This window comes from Bordetella sp. (assembly GCF_051960075.1).
GTDB lineage: Bacteria > Pseudomonadota > Gammaproteobacteria > Burkholderiales > Burkholderiaceae_B > Bordetella.
The window spans coordinates 24,273-38,454 of the sequence record NZ_JBQCER010000008.1; the positions used below are offsets into that span (position 1 = coordinate 24,273).

Annotated in this window: 13 protein-coding genes; 9 read left to right on the forward strand and 4 right to left on the reverse strand. The window is 63.3% G+C overall.

Going from position 1 to position 14,182, the window contains the following annotated elements:
- Window positions 1–31 precede the first annotated feature (31 nt).
- The 7 genes from ACTHJ1_RS00840 (at window position 32) to ACTHJ1_RS00870 (ending at window position 7,605) form a co-directional block, all read left to right on the forward strand.
- Window positions 32–1,867, forward strand: coding sequence for an acyl-CoA dehydrogenase (locus tag ACTHJ1_RS00840; protein ID WP_440186438.1), 1,836 nt, complete (start codon window positions 32–34; stop codon window positions 1,865–1,867).
- 105 nt (window positions 1,868–1,972) lie between these two features.
- Window positions 1,973–2,614: a peroxiredoxin gene (locus ACTHJ1_RS00845; RefSeq protein ID WP_440186440.1), complete on the forward strand. Its 642-nt coding sequence runs from the start codon at window positions 1,973–1,975 to the stop codon at window positions 2,612–2,614.
- Between the two features lie 106 nt (window positions 2,615–2,720).
- Window positions 2,721–4,358, forward strand: coding sequence for a glucosyltransferase domain-containing protein (locus ACTHJ1_RS00850; RefSeq protein ID WP_440186442.1), 1,638 nt, complete (start codon window positions 2,721–2,723; stop codon window positions 4,356–4,358).
- A gap of 270 nt (window positions 4,359–4,628) precedes the next feature.
- Window positions 4,629–5,816 (forward strand): PA0069 family radical SAM protein, encoded by a 1,188-nt coding sequence (locus ACTHJ1_RS00855; protein WP_440186444.1) that lies wholly within the window; start codon window positions 4,629–4,631, stop codon window positions 5,814–5,816.
- Between the two features lie 88 nt (window positions 5,817–5,904).
- Window positions 5,905–6,255, forward strand: coding sequence for a hypothetical protein (locus ACTHJ1_RS00860; protein ID WP_440186446.1), 351 nt, complete (start codon window positions 5,905–5,907; stop codon window positions 6,253–6,255).
- A 159-nt stretch (window positions 6,256–6,414) separates the two neighbouring features.
- Window positions 6,415–6,801, forward strand: coding sequence for a 50S ribosomal protein L19 (gene rplS, locus ACTHJ1_RS00865; protein WP_440186448.1), 387 nt, complete (start codon window positions 6,415–6,417; stop codon window positions 6,799–6,801).
- Between the two features lie 75 nt (window positions 6,802–6,876).
- Window positions 6,877–7,605 carry a CoA pyrophosphatase gene (locus ACTHJ1_RS00870; protein ID WP_440186450.1) on the forward strand — a complete coding sequence of 243 codons (729 nt, stop codon included), beginning with the start codon at window positions 6,877–6,879 and terminating at the stop codon, window positions 7,603–7,605.
- An 89-nt stretch (window positions 7,606–7,694) separates the two neighbouring features.
- On the opposite strand, the gene rsgA is transcribed toward ACTHJ1_RS00870, so the two are convergent.
- On the reverse strand, window positions 7,695–8,603 hold the full coding sequence (gene rsgA, locus ACTHJ1_RS00875; protein ID WP_440186452.1) for a ribosome small subunit-dependent GTPase A: 909 nt from the start codon (window positions 8,601–8,603) through the stop codon (window positions 7,695–7,697).
- A 58-nt stretch (window positions 8,604–8,661) separates the two neighbouring features.
- Entirely contained in the window at window positions 8,662–10,011 is a 1,350-nt protein-coding gene (locus tag ACTHJ1_RS00880; protein ID WP_440186454.1) for a M48 family metallopeptidase, read from the reverse strand.
- Between the two features lie 103 nt (window positions 10,012–10,114).
- On the opposite strand from ACTHJ1_RS00880, the gene orn reads away from it, so the two are divergent.
- Entirely contained in the window at window positions 10,115–10,660 is a 546-nt protein-coding gene (orn, locus tag ACTHJ1_RS00885) for an oligoribonuclease (protein ID WP_440186462.1), read from the forward strand.
- A gap of 24 nt (window positions 10,661–10,684) precedes the next feature.
- Here the strand turns inward: orn and ACTHJ1_RS00890 are convergent, their stop codons facing one another.
- The gene (locus ACTHJ1_RS00890) at window positions 10,685–11,944 is read right to left on the reverse strand and encodes a benzoate/H(+) symporter BenE family transporter (protein WP_440186456.1); all 1,260 of its coding nucleotides are present in this window, start codon (window positions 11,942–11,944) and stop codon (window positions 10,685–10,687) included.
- Window positions 11,945–11,950: 6 nt separating this feature from the next.
- The gene (paaX, locus tag ACTHJ1_RS00895; RefSeq protein ID WP_440186458.1) at window positions 11,951–12,892 is read right to left on the reverse strand and encodes a phenylacetic acid degradation operon negative regulatory protein PaaX; all 942 of its coding nucleotides are present in this window, start codon (window positions 12,890–12,892) and stop codon (window positions 11,951–11,953) included.
- A gap of 194 nt (window positions 12,893–13,086) precedes the next feature.
- Between paaX and paaA the strand changes: the two genes are divergently transcribed.
- Window positions 13,087–14,076: a 1,2-phenylacetyl-CoA epoxidase subunit PaaA gene (gene paaA, locus ACTHJ1_RS00900; RefSeq protein ID WP_440186460.1), complete on the forward strand. Its 990-nt coding sequence runs from the start codon at window positions 13,087–13,089 to the stop codon at window positions 14,074–14,076.
- Window positions 14,077–14,182 lie beyond the last annotated feature (106 nt).

Genomic DNA, 14,182 nt, shown 5'->3' on the forward strand with positions numbered 1-14,182 from the left:
ATAATGAACGCATAAATATAGGGAGACAGCTTTGGCCTACCAGGTTCCATTGCAGGACATACGCTTCACGCTCAATGAATTGGCCGGTCTGACCGACGTGATCGGCTTGCCGGGCCAGGAAGACGCCAGCCTCGATCTCGTCGACGCCATTCTTGAAGAGAACGCCCGTCTGGTCGAGGAAGTGGTGGCGCCGCTGAACCCGCAAGGCGATCGCCAGCCGCCCGTCTGGCAGGACGGTCAGGTGCGCGTGCTGCCCGCCTGGGCCAAGGCTTACGCTCAATATGGCGAAGGCGGCTGGCAAGGCTTGCCGCATCCCGTGCAGTGGGGCGGGCAGGGGTTGCCCAAGCTGATCGCGGCGCCGGTGCACGAGAACTTTCAGTCGGCCTGCCTAGCCTTTACGCTGTGCCCCATGCTGACCGACGCGGTGATCGAAGCGCTGCTGACGGTGGGCTCCCAGGCGCAACAGCAGCGCTATCTGCCCAAGCTGATCACCGGGCAGTGGTCGGGCACCATGAACCTGACCGAGCCGCAGGCCGGTTCCGACCTGGCGCAGATCGCGTCGCGCGCAGTGCGCCAGGACGATGGCAGCTACCGCCTCTACGGCCAGAAAATTTTCATCACCTACGGTGAGCACGATCAGGCCGAGAACATCGTGCATCTGGTGCTGGCGCGCACGCCGGACGCGCCTTCGGGCGTGAATGGCTTCTCGCTTTTCATCGTTCACAAGTTCCTGGTCAATGATGACGGCAGCCTGGGCAAGCGCAACGATATCTGGTGCGCCAAGCTCGAGCACAAGCTCGGCATCCACGGCAGCCCAACCTGCGAACTGGTCTACGGTTCGGGCAAGGGAGAGGTGGGCGAGGGCGCCGTGGCCTATCTGGTGGGCGAAGAGCGACGCGGCCTGGAATACATGTTCATCATGATGAACGCGGCGCGTTTCGCGGTGGGGCAGCAGGGGGTGGCGGTGGCCGAGCGGGCCTACCAGCACGCACGCGACTACGCCCTTGAACGCGTCCAGAGCCGTGCGGTGGAGGGCTCGGCCGGTCCGGTGGCGATCGCGCATCACCCAGATGTGCAGCGCATGCTGCTGACCATGCAGGCCCTCACCGAAGCGGCGCGATCGGTGTCCTACGTGGCCGCGGCCGCGCACGATCTGGGCACGCATCATCCCGATGCCGCGGTGCGTGCCAGTCAGCAGGCGCTTTACGAATATCTGGTGCCGGTGGTGAAGGGCTTCGCCACCGAGTCTGCTGTGGAAGTGGCTTCGCTGGGCATCCAGGTGCACGGCGGCATGGGTTTCATGGAAGAAACCGGCGCGGCCCAGTATTACCGCGATGCGCGCATTCTGCCCATCTACGAGGGCACCACGGCCATCCAGGCCAACGACTTCGTGGGCCGCAAGACCGTGCGCGACGGCGGTGCCACGGCACATGCCTGCATTGCGGCCATGCGCGAAACGCTCAGACTCGTGACCGCCGAGGTGCAAAAAGCCGATGCAGGCGACCGCGACGCGCTGGATCTGCTACGCCTGAATTTCGACCAGGCCATCTGCGCCTACGAGGACGCCGTGGCCTATGTGCTGCAAAACGCGGCGGGGCAAGTACGGGCCGTGTATGCGGGCAGCGTGCCCTTGCTGATGCTGGCTGGCACGGTGCATGGCGGCTGGCAGATGGCGCGCGCGGCGCTGGCCTGCCGCAAGCATCTGGCCGCAGGCTCCTCCGATGTCTATTACCGTCGCAGGCTGGCCACCAGCCTGTTCTATGCCGCACATATTCTGCCGCGCGCATCGGGCCTGTCGGCGGCGGTGCGCGGCGGCGCGGTCGCCGATGCCTGCGGCATGCAATGGGAAAAAGCCAGCCAGCCGTAAATTCAGAGCATCGTTCATAAGGTTATGCGGGCAGGCTATTTTTGCCCGCCCCGCATAGCTGCCAGAATGGTCTACCCGGTCCCACAACCTTGCAGGAGAGTTTCCATGGCACAGCTACGCCTGGGCGACACCGCCCCTGATTTCGAGCAGCAATCCTCTGTCGGTCCGATTCGTTTTTACGAGTACCTGGGCAATAGCTGGGGGGTGCTGTTCTCGCATCCGGCAGACTTCACGCCCGTGTGCACTACCGAACTGGGCTACACCGCCAAGCTCGCCAGCGAATTCGCCCGTCGCAACGTCAAGGTGCTGGCACTGTCGGTCGACGGTGCCCAGTCGCACAAAGACTGGATCCACGATATCAACGACACGCAGTCGACCACGGTGAACTTTCCCATCCTGGCCGACGAAGACCGCAAGGTTTCCGAGCTTTACGACATGATTCATCCCAATGCCAGCGCCACGGCAACGGTGCGCTCGGTGTTCATCATCGACCCGGCCAAGAAGGTGCGGCTCACGATCACCTACCCGGCCAGCACGGGGCGCAATTTCAACGAGATCCTGCGCGTGATCGATTCGCTGCAGCTGACCGACAGCCATAGCGTGGCCACGCCGGTGAACTGGCAGGACGGCGACGACGTGATCATCGTGCCGTCGCTCAAGGACGAGGCTGTGCTCAAAGAAAAATTCCCCAAGGGATACAAGGCCGTGCGGCCTTATCTGCGCATTACGCCGCAGCCCAATAAGTGAGACCCGAGCGCTGATCGACTGCTATTTGGGGCCGGACGCACATGCGTCCGGCCTTTTTTATTCGGGTATGCTCTTGCGCGAACAGAGAATCGATATCCCTTCCTCAATGAACATTTCGCCGGCGCAACGCGCCACGCAGGTCTCCGACATTCCGCGCTGGAACAAGGCTGTCTTCAACGCCGCCCTGATTCTGAACGGCATCGTCGCCTATTGCATCCTGCATGCCGACCGCCTGTATGTGGACGATCTGGGCCGAGTCCATAGCGGCTACACAGGATGGACGGGAGACGGGCGGCCGTTGACCACGCTCGTCATGCAGTCGCTCAATATGGGCACGCCCCTGACCGACCTGACGCCCTTGCCGCAGGTCTTGGCGGTGCTGCTACTGGCCTGGTGCGCAATGCTGGTGGCCCGCAAGTTCGAGATTCGCGATACCGCCACCGCCATGCTGGCTGCGTTTCCGCTGGGTGCGAGTCCCTTCTTTCTGGAAAACCTGTCGTACAAATTCGACGTGTTGACCATGGTCCTGGCCATGAGCCTGGCCGTTGCGGCTGTTTGCGAGACGCCTTGGCGCGGCCGCAGGATGGGGTGGGGCGTGCTTTGCCTGCTCGGCACACTGTGCCTGTACCAGCCTTCGCTCAATGCTTTCCTGGTCTTCGGCGTGCTCGAGTTTCTGTATTTGATGTGGCGCGATGCCGCGCCCGGCATGCTCGTGCGCCAGGCAATGGGCCGCCTGGCTCAAGTGGCGGCGGCGATGATCCCGTACAAGATCATCGCCGCCGTGATCCTGCGCAATACCTACGCCAGCTATCACGCCGCGTTGCTGCGTCCCGGCGAATGGTCGGCGTTGTCCGACAACGTGCTGAGCTACTGGGAACTGATACGCGAAGGCTTGAGCGAGACCGGTTCGTGGCCGCTCAGAGCGGCGCTGATCCTCGGCCTGGCGCTCGCTCTGGTGTTCGGGCTGCGCTATGCGGCGCACGCCTGGCGTTTCTGCGGCATGGCGGGGCGCATCGGACGTCTGGCGCTGGCGTTGATCGTTCCTGCGGCACTGGCTTTGAGCGCCATGGGGCCGCTGCTGTTTTTGAGCGAGGCCGTGATCGAGCCGCGCATCATGGTGGGCATCGGCGCGCTGATCTCGGCCAGCCTGGTGCTGTTGTGCATTCTATGGCGCGAGACCATACCCTGGCCGCGTCTGCAGCGCTATGGCCTGTGGCCGCTCCTGGGGCTGCCGGCCTACAGCATGCTGCTTCTGGCTGCCGTCTACGGCTATGCCATGCTGGCGCAGAACGGCTACGAGCATCGCATTAGCGCCAGTCTGGCCGACGACTTCGTCAATATCAATCAGCGCTATGCCGCGCGCGGCATCCAGCTTGAGCACTACGTGCTCAACGGCACGGCCGGCTATCCGCCGGTGCTCAATCTGACGATGAAGAAGTACCCCTTTCTGCGGCGTCTGGTGCCTATCTACCTGACTTCGGGTTGGGGCTGGGTGCGCGATCTGCTGGGTCAATACCGCATGCGCGAAACCATGGACACGCTGCCGGGCAGCTTGAGCGAGGCCGTCAGTCATCAATGCGACAATCCGCCGGTGCGCATTACCGCGAACTACCAACTTTATGTGGTGGGTTCCATCGTGGTGGTGTCGTTCAACAACGCCATGCAGTGCACGTTCGATCAACTGCAGCAGCCCGTCGCGCCGATTCGGCATCTGGGGATTCCGAAGGGGCAGTTGCCACAGTGAAGTTCTTCTCAATGGATGCCCGCGAGTCGGTGAATGCACATCGGCTACGCGATAACAGCAATGCCCGATGCGGGTCAACGAATAATTTTTTGCCCTGTTGCTTTGTTGATAAATCGTTTAAAAACAATGGATTGTGATTGTTTTTGAAGGTTTTTTCATTAGACGAAATCAATAGTTCTCCAGAGCGCTTTTCTTGGAGTAAATTGGGTTTGTCGATTCGAGGGCGCTGAGCTGCTTGCAAAAAGTACTGTTTTTTTATACAGTGCTTTCATGGCAAACATCGATCGTTCCTCTTTCGCTGTTTCCGCCGGTTCTGGGTCCCCGGCTACCGCCCCCGCCGCCTTGCGCGGCCGGGGTGCGGTTACTAATGTGGGGCACCGCTACCAGTCGGATACGCGCGTCGCGCCCCTCGAAAACGAGTGGTCGACCGAGGCCGCTGCCGAGCCTGGCAGCGAGGGTGACGACGTTTCCTCATCCCCAGTCACGCTGGTGCGACCTGAGCAGATCCGTACGCTGCTCTCCCGCAACGATTCTCCCGACATTCCCTTCGAGCTGGCCGTCAACCCGTACCGGGGCTGCGAGCACGGCTGCTCCTATTGCTACGCGCGCCCCACGCATGCCTATTTGGGGCTCTCTCCTGGGCTCGATTTCGAAACCAGGCTGACCGCCAAGGTCAACGCCGTCGAGGCGCTACGCACAGAGCTGGCCAAGCCCAGCCACCGCGTCTCACCTATCAATCTGGGCTCCGCCACCGACATCTACCAGCCCATCGAGCGGCATTGGCGCCTGACGCGAGGCCTGCTCGAGCTTTTGCTCGAGACACGCCATCCGCTTACGCTGGTCACCAAAAACGCGTTGGTCGAGCGCGACGTCGATCTGTTGGCCGCCCTGGCCGAGCGCAACCTGGTCGTGGTCTACGTCAGCATTACCACGCTGGACGCCGACATGGCCCGCACGCTGGAACCCCGGGCGTCAGCGCCATGGCGCCGACTGCAGGCTGTGCGCGCCTTGACTGCGGCCGGCGTACCGGTCGGGGTATTGGCCGCGCCCATGATTCCCTTCATCAACGACGCCTTCCTCGAAACCATTCTGGCCGAGGCGGCCGAAGCCGGTGCGCGCTGGGGCAGCTACACCGTCGTGCGGCTGCCCTGGGAGGTTCAAGCGGTCTTCGAGCAATGGCTACGCACGCATTTTCCCGACCGTGCCGAGCGCGTCCTGCACCGCATCGAAGATCTGCGCGGCGGCCGCCGCAACGATCCGCGTTTCGGCACTCGCATGCGTGGTACCGGTTTGTGGGCTGATCTGCTGCGTCAGCGGTTTCTGGTCGCGGCGCGCAAGCATGGCCTAAACCTCGCGCCCCGTGTGCAGCTCGACTGCCAGCAGTTTGTTCCTCCGGTCATCCCTATTCGCAGTGTCCGCAATACCCCGACGTCTCCCCAGTTGTCCCTGTTCGTTTGATTCGGTTCATTTGATCCGCATCGTTTAGTTCGATTCGCGGCAGATCGGAGCATGGCGCTCCGACCTGCCAGACCTAAGGAGTGCCACCATGAGCATCGCCGCATCCGCCGTTTTGCCCTCGCTGCCCTCGCTGCCGATTTCCGGCCTGCGCAGGCCTGCCTCCGCTGCACCCTCTTCCGGAAAGTCTCGCGCCTGCGCGCCCGCGCGCCAGCAACCTGCCGCCCAGGTTCCCCGCAAATGGCCTTTCCCGCCCGAACCCCAGTCCTCGGGGGCGCAGGCTATTGCTTTTCAGTCTGCTGCGTCGCTGGGCGACGTGCGCCAGATGTCCGCCAACCAGATCGTCTCGCGCAAAGCCATGCTGCTTGATGTGCTGATGGTCGCCGCCTGGGGCATTGCCATTCCCGCTGTTCTATGGCTTGGCTCGGCGGCGGGGTTCTGAGATTTTTGCGGGTTCTGGCCCTTAGGCTATCTCCTCAGTCTGAGCTAAGTGCTTTGCATATATAGGCTTTTTGGTATAGAATCTTTTGTTGCTTCATCCTCTGCCTACAGACACAACAACTTTCTCCTCTGTTGGCAAGATGCTTAAGGAGCTATATCCATGAATCTCATCCAGACTCTCGAGCAAGAAGAAATTGCTCGTCTGACCGGCGGCAAAGCCATGCCCGACTTCGGCCCTGGCGACACCGTAATCGTCAACGTCAACGTGGTCGAAGGCACCCGCAAGCGCGTGCAGGCTTTTGAAGGCGTGGTCATCGCCCGCCGCAACCGTGGCCTGAACTCGTCGTTCATCGTGCGTAAGATTTCGTCGGGCGAAGCGGTCGAGCGTACCTTCCAGTTGTATTCGCCGCAGATCGCCTCGATCGAAATCAAGCGCCGCGGCGATGTGCGTCGCGCCAAGCTTTACTACTTGCGCAACCGTTCGGGCAAGTCGGCTCGCATCAAGGAAAAACTGGTCAGCAAGGCCCAGCATCAAGCTCAGGCTTGAGTCCACAGTCGGTCTTCGCCGCTGCAAGACAAAAAGAAGGCACCCGATGGGGTGCCTTTTTTACACCGATTCAATATGTCCGATTCCGCTCCTTCTCGTCCCCGCACATCGTTCACGCCAGGCTTCGATCCGTCGAGTCAGCCTTGGCAGGTGGCCGACCAGGGGTTGTCTGCCGTCGGTTCGCAGTGGTTCGAGCCGGAGTCGTTTCGCCAGCTATGGTCGGCCATTCCAGGCTGGCAACTGGACGCCAAGTCGGGCGGCGCCGATCTTCGCTCCACGGGGCGCGAGGCCGCCGTGCTGATCCCGTTGGTGGCGCGCCCCGAAGGCCTGCGAATCATGCTGACCAAGCGGACGGCGCATTTGCGGGATCACGCCGGGCAGATCAGTTTTCCCGGCGGCAGTATCGAAGCCGACGACGCCAGCCCGGTGGATGCGGCCTTGCGTGAGGCCTTCGAAGAAACCGGCTTGCCGCGGGCCCATGTGGAAGTGCTGGGCGCCATGCCCAAGTACGGCACCGGCACAGGCTTTGCCGTGACGCCCGTGGTGGGGCTGGTGAGCCCGGGGTTTGCGCTGGCGCCCGACGCTTTCGAAGTGGCTGAGGTATTTGAGACGCCCATGGAGTTCCTGATGAATCCGGTCAATCACCGGCTGTATCAGGCCCAGTTGCCCGACGGCCGCCAGCGGCAGTATTTCGCAATGCCTTGGGAAGGGTATTTCATCTGGGGCGCCACGGCAGGGATGTTGCGCAATCTTTACCGCACCTTGCTTAGCGCAGTGTTGAAAGTCGAAGATCAAGGGTTTTGACGGAGGCTGGTGTCTCGAGCCGTCGGTCGGGTTGCACAGGTCTCGAGGCTGGTCGGCCTCGGCAATTCAGCAAGCGCTGCGGCTTAGGCTTAATACCGCGGCGCCGCCTCGTGCTCCTGCAGAATGCGCTCGTACAAGGCATGGCGCTGCGGCGTGATCTGTCCATTTCGCACCGCGGCCACAACGCCGCAGCCCGGTTCGTGCCGGTGGCTGCAGTTATAGAAGCGGCAATGCTCGATATGCGCCGTGAATTCCGGAAAGCCGCGCACGATATCTTCGCGCGACAGGTGCGAGAGGCCAAAGGCCTGAAAGCCGGGAGAGTCGATCAGGTCGCCACCGGGCTTCGGCAGATGATAGAGCCGCGTGCTGGTGGTGGTGTGGCGTCCCATGTCCAGGGCGGTCGAATATTCCTGTGTGGCAGCCTGGGCATCTGGCACCAACGCGTTGAGCAGGGTGGACTTGCCCATGCCGCTCTGGCCCAGCAACAGGCTGGTCTTGCCGGTCAGGTACGGGGCCATCTGCTCGCGCACGGCCTGCGGGTTTTTCGCGCTCAGCTCGACGATGGGTACATGCAGTGTCTGCAAAGGAGCCAGGCGTTCGCGCGCGGCAGCCAGGCCATCTGCCAGGTCGGTCTTGTTGAGCACGATGAGCGGGACGATGTCGGCGCTCCAGGCGCCGGCCAGGGCGCGGCCGGTCAGGTCATCGGAAAATGTGGGTTCTACCGCCACTACGATGAGCAATTGGTCGACGTTCGCGGCGAACTGCTTGGAGCGCATGTCGTCGGAACGGTAGAGCAGGTTGCGGCGCGGCAGCACGGCGTCGATGGCGCCTTCGTCCTGGCCTTGGGGCGTGATGCGCACGTAGTCACCCACGGCGGCACCGGTCTTCTTGCCGCGCGGAAAGCATTGCCGCGTACTGCCGTCGGGCAGTTCCACGCGATAGTGGCGGCCATGGGCCGCTATGATGCGTCCTTCGAGCTCGGTCTTGGGCGCGTTCATGCGGCAGCCTTGCGTGTCATGCACCGCGTGAGAAAAACTCGGGAGCGGCTCGTCGCGCTCATGTCGGCTGCGAGGCGGCTTGCATCAGATGCCGGATGCGCACGGACGCGGGCGGGTGGCTGTCGTAGAAAGCCGAGTGTACCGGGTCGGGCGTGAGCGTGGCGGCATTGTCGTCGTACAGCTGGACCAGGGCCGACACCAGTTGTGCGGCCGAGCTTTGCCTGGCGGCATAGCGGTCGGCCTCGAACTCGTTGCGGCGCGAATACCAACTGCCCAGCGGCGTGAGAAAAAAAGTGAACACCGGCAGCGCCAGAAAAAAGAGCAGCAGGGCCATGGCGTCGTCGCTGCCGTCGCTGCGCATCGATGCGCCCAATCCGGCATAAAACCAAGGCTGTTGCGCCAGCCATCCCAGCATGGAGAAGAAGACCAGCGCCAGCACGAAGCTCGTGACGATGCGTTTGACGATATGCCCGTGCGCGAAATGCCCCAGTTCGTGGGCCAGCACAGCCTCGATCTCGTCGGCATTCAGGCGCGCGAGCAGCGTGTCGAAGAAGACGATGCGTCGCGCCTTGCCGAAGCCGGTGAAGTAAGCGTTGCCGTGTCCCGAACGGCGCGAGCCGTCCATGACGAACAAGCCCCCGAGGGCGAAGCCGCAGCGCTGCGCCAGCAGGCGGATGCGGTCGGCCAGCACCGCATCGGTCAGCGGCGTGAACTTGTTGAAGAGCGGCGCGATGAACATGGGATAGATGAAGAGCATCAGCAGATTGAAGGCCATCCACAGACCCCAGGCCCACAGCCACCAGATCGAGCCGGCCCGGCCCATCAGCCATAGCACGGCCGCGGCCAGGGGCAGGCCCAGCACCAGGCCCAAGGCGATGCCCTTGACCGCGTCCACCACGAACAGCGCGGGCGTCATGCGGTTGAAACCGAAGCGCGCTTCCAGGCGGAACTGCCGCCATAGCGTGAAGGGCAGGTCCAGCACGCCCATGATTGCCGTCACGGCCAGCAGCAGCAGCAACTGGCGCGGCAAGGCGTGAGCGGAGATATGCTGCACGGCCTGGTTCAGCCATTGCAGGCCGCCGGACAACGTCAGCCCCAACAGAATGGCTGCGTCGTAGACATGCTGCACGGCCTGGTTCAGCCATTGCAGGCCGCCGAACAACGTCAGCCCCAGCAGAATGACTGCGTCGTAGATCTGCTCGAGCATGCCCAGTCGTGCCCTGGCCCGGGTGTAGTCGGCGGCCCGCTGGTGGCTTGCCAGATTGATGCGGTCGGCGAATTCGGCCGGTACCTGGTCGCGGTGGCCGGCCACATGCCGCATCTGCCTTGCGGACAGCCACATGCGCGCGGCCAGGTCGGCCAGCAGCATCATGACGAAAACCAGGGAAAAGAGGGCGGGAGAGGACACGTCGGGGTATGAGAAAATCGGGTTTTGATTACGCAAATTATAGGGCGACAGACACATGGCCGACGACGCAAACAATCAACCGGGTGCAGGGCCGCAGCAGGGTGTGGCGCAACACGAGAGCCGCCTGGTCTGGCTCGACATGGAAATGACCGGGCTCGAGCCCGAAACCGACCGCATCATCGAGGTGGCCGTGGTGGTCACCGAACCCGACCTGACCGTCGTGGCCGAGGGGCCGGTGTTGGTGGTCCATCAGCCCGACAGCGTACTCGACGCCATGGACAACTGGAACAAGAACACGCACGGCAAGAGCGGCCTGATCGACAAGGTCAAGGCTTCGACGCTTACCGAGACCGAGGCCGAGCAGCAGCTCATCGCCTTCCTGTCGCAGCACGTCCCGGCGGGCAAGTCGCCGCTGTGCGGCAACAGCATCAGCCAGGACCGCCGCTTCATGTTCCGCTACATGCCGACTTTCGAGCGCTTCTTCCACTACCGCAACCTGGACGTGAGCACGCTCAAGGAGCTGGCGCGCCGCTGGGCGCCCAAGGTATACAAAGGCTTCGAGAAGAAGAGCCGCCACGAAGCCCTGGCGGATATCTACGAGTCGATCGACGAACTCAAGTATTACCGCGAGCACCTTTTAAAGCTGTAAGACGCGGGCAGCGCAGCGCGCTGCTCACTCGCGCCGCGCGGCCAGTTCCTTGGCCACGGCGTGAAAGTCGGGCCGCTCCAGCAGCCACGACACGACAAAACCCGCCACCAAGCCCCAGAAGGCCGCGCCGATATTGGCGATGCTCAGGTTGGCTACGGTTACCAGAAATGCCACCATCGCACCCAGCGTGAAACGCGTGCGAAAGGCCGTGACGAAAGAAGCCTGCAGAACCCGCAGCATGGCCAGGCCGCCCAGCGCCATGATGAAGGCGTGCGGAGTATGCAGCAGCAAGCGGGTGAAAAGGGGCGAGAAAAGACCGAAGGCGACGGCGAGCAGTGCGCAGAAAATGGCACCGGCATAGTGGCTTTCGCGTCTGCCCGACGAGGTGACGATGGCGTTGGTCGGGCCTGTGAGGCATGTGCAGGCGCAGCCCACGGCGGCGGTAATGAGGCTGCCGATACCGCAGGCCACCGCCACTGCGTTGGTCGGGGTGTCGTGGTCCGCCGCCTTCAGGGCGGCGATTCCCTGGCCGTTCTGTACGACCAGCACGGCGATGGCCAGCGGGATAACCAGCTCGACCATGGCGCGCCAGGACCAGACCGGCGGCTCGAAGACGGGACGGGCCAGCATGGCGCCGGCACTGCCCAGGTTCATGTCGTGTCCCTGGCCCGACAAATAGATGGCCAGCACGCCGATGACAAGCGCACCCAGGATGGGCGGCATGCGTCTGCCCAAAGCGGGAACGACGCCCAGCGTCAGCCAGGTCGCGACCATCGGAATGGCGATGACCACGTTGTTGTGCATGGCGCGCACCAGATCCAGCCCGAAGCTCAGGAACACGCCGGCAACCATGCCCATCACCACGGGCATGGGAATGGCGTCCATCACGCGCCGCACCCAGCCGGACAGCCCCAGCAGCAGCATGAAGAGGCCGGTGGCATAGCAGGCGCCCATGACCTGGGCAAAACTCAGATGGCCCAGCGCAGGGCCGATGAGCACCGTGCCCGGTATGGTCCAGAAACAGACCAGCGGCTTGCGATAGAACCAGCACAGAAACAAGCTGAGCAGGCCGTTGAGGGTGAATGCGCCGAACAGCCAGGAAGCTATTTGCGCTTCGCTCAGACCGCCGTGGGTGCCGACCGCGAGCACGATGGCCACCGGCCCGGTGGCGCTGAAAATCATGCCTATCAATCCGTTGGCGGCGGCGGTGGGGGTGAGGTCGGTAAGAATCTGGCGCCAGCCAGGCGGCGGGGTATCGGGGCGTTCGAGCGTGTTGGGAATCATGATTGGTCAGGCGTGCGCGTCGCGCCCGCCGAAGCGTTTGAGGGCGGCCTTGCCCAGCGACTGGTAATGCGCGTTGTCCTGGCCGGCTATACGGTCCAGGTGGGCTTCGGAAGCATCGAACAACTGCCAGTACAGCCGCGCGCAAAGCGCACGGGCTTCGTGGCCGGGCCAGGCGGCAGGCAACAGGGCAACGGGCAGCCTGGGGTCGTGCAGCACGGCGCGTCGCCAATGGTGCAGCATCAGCACTCGAGCGGCAAAAGCCTGCGCGGGAGTCGGACGCTCGTCTTGCAGCAGGCGGGCCAGGGGTTCGAAATTGCGCGTATGCAGCCGATATTGCTCGGCCACCTCGTCCAGGTTCCAGCATTGCGCCGCCAGACTGGCGATGGGCAGGCCGCCCGCGTCGGCCAGATCCTGAGCCGCCAGTACCAGCGCCTTGTCGGGGATGCCGAGCTTTTCGAGGATGTCGTGCGCCGCGCTCGCCGCGATCTGGGGGTGCGCGAACAGGCCCGGCGCCATCATGCCGAAGCCTTCCCACAGCAGTTCGCGGCGCAGTTCGGCGCGCTCGGCCATGGCGTTGTTGCCGATGCGCGGCAGGGCCACCAGCGTCCAGCTGCCGTCCCATTCGGGCTGAGAGCCCTCGTAGATGCGTGGCGAGGCATGTGCGGTGTCGCGCCGGCCCAGCTCGTCCAGCAGATAGAGGCTGCGCCGACCGTGACGCTCGGCCCGCAGCCAGCCGCGGGCCACCAGGCGGAACACGCTGGTGCGCAACTGGCGTTCGTTGATGCCGAGCGGTTCCAGCAATTCGATCAGGCTACCCAGCCAGATGGCGCCGCCGTGGGGCGCCAGCGCGTCGCCCAGCAGACTTACGCATAGCGATTGCGCGCGCGGCGGATCGTCCTTGAGCAGGCGTTGCAAAAATCGGTCCAGCGGGGAAGGGGCAGCGGCCATGGCGCCGGCTCCGGCAGGGGATCGGGGACAGTTCCGACATGATACATAAACCGAAAGTGATACGGTTTTTTGATTGACAATGAAAAATGTGTATTGAATAATCCTTGGCATCGACAGGCTGTGTTTGCAGGCGTAAGTTCAAGTTCGCCAGGCAAGCGAAATGGCCTTCCCTAGGGTGTGCAAGGAGACAAATCATGTACGCGCAATTGGTCGAAACCGGCGTGGCCCGCGTGCGCGGCGTCGACGAGCTGTCCGGCGATGAGCAGACCTTTCAGCGGCGCCTGGAAGAGGGCGTGCGCATCGAGCCCAAAGACTGGATGCCCGAGGCTTATCGCAAGACGCTGGTGCGCCAGATCTCGCAGCATGCGCATTCCGAAATCGTCGGCATGCTGCCCGAAGGCAACTGGATCACCCGCGCGCCCAGCCTCAAGCGCAAGGCCATTCTCATGGCCAAGGTACAGGACGAGGGTGGCCACGGCCTCTATCTCTACAGCGCCGCCGAAACGCTGGGCGTCTCGCGCGATGAGCTCGTGGCCGATCTGCATTCGGGCAAGGCCAAGTATTCGAGCATCTTCAATTACCCCACATTGACCTGGGCCGACGTGGGCATGGTGGGCTGGCTGGTCGATGGCTCGGCCATCATCAACCAGATTCCGCTGTGCCGCTGCTCTTACGGCCCTTATGCGCGCGCCATGGTGCGCGTTTGCAAGGAAGAGTCTTTCCATCAGCGCCAGGGCTACGACCTGCTGGTGCAGATGTGCCGCAACGGCACGCCCGAGCAGAAGGCGATGTGCCAGGAGGCGCTCAACCGCTGGTGGTGGCCGGCCTTGATGATGTTCGGTCCGCCCGATGCAGACTCGCCCAACAGCGCGCAGTCTATGCAATGGAAGATCAAGCTTTTCTCCAACGACGAGCTGCGCCAGAAGATGATCGACCAGACGGTGCCGCAGGCCGAATATCTGGGGCTGACGGTGCCCGATCCCGAACTGAAGTGGAACGCCGAGCGCGGTCATTACGATTTCGGCGAGATCGATTGGGCCGAGTTCTATGCGGTGCTCAAGGGGCATGGGCCTTGCAACCGCGAGCGGCTGGCCGAGCGCGTCAAGGCGCATGAAGAGGGGGCCTGGGTGCGCGATGCGCTGGTGGCGCATGCCGAGAAGCGCGAGCGGCGCAAGGCGGCTTGAAAGAGCTTTCCGTTCTTAATCCGTCCTGTGTCCGCCGGGTATGCCCTGGTGGCTTCGAAGTGACGGGTTCGGCCGCCGCCTGAGGCGGCCGAAGGCCCGGCGGGAC

Excerpts from the sequence above, each read along its gene's own strand:
- ACTHJ1_RS00860 (WP_440186446.1), top strand. The coding sequence starts at position 5,905 with ATGAGCATCGCCGCATCCGCCGTTTTGCCCTCGCTGCCCTCGCTGCCG.
- ACTHJ1_RS00890 (WP_440186456.1), bottom strand. The coding sequence starts at position 11,944 with ATGATTCCCAACACGCTCGAACGCCCCGATACCCCGCCGCCTGGCTGG.
- paaX (WP_440186458.1), bottom strand. The coding sequence starts at position 12,892 with ATGGCCGCTGCCCCTTCCCCGCTGGACCGATTTTTGCAACGCCTGCTC.
- rplS (WP_440186448.1), top strand. The coding sequence starts at position 6,415 with ATGAATCTCATCCAGACTCTCGAGCAAGAAGAAATTGCTCGTCTGACC.
- ACTHJ1_RS00845 (WP_440186440.1), top strand. The coding sequence starts at position 1,973 with ATGGCACAGCTACGCCTGGGCGACACCGCCCCTGATTTCGAGCAGCAA.
- rsgA (WP_440186452.1), bottom strand. The coding sequence starts at position 8,603 with ATGAACGCGCCCAAGACCGAGCTCGAAGGACGCATCATAGCGGCCCAT.
- ACTHJ1_RS00870 (WP_440186450.1), top strand. The coding sequence starts at position 6,877 with ATGTCCGATTCCGCTCCTTCTCGTCCCCGCACATCGTTCACGCCAGGC.
- ACTHJ1_RS00855 (WP_440186444.1), top strand. The coding sequence starts at position 4,629 with ATGGCAAACATCGATCGTTCCTCTTTCGCTGTTTCCGCCGGTTCTGGG.
- ACTHJ1_RS00850 (WP_440186442.1), top strand. The coding sequence starts at position 2,721 with ATGAACATTTCGCCGGCGCAACGCGCCACGCAGGTCTCCGACATTCCG.
- paaA (WP_440186460.1), top strand. The coding sequence starts at position 13,087 with ATGTACGCGCAATTGGTCGAAACCGGCGTGGCCCGCGTGCGCGGCGTC.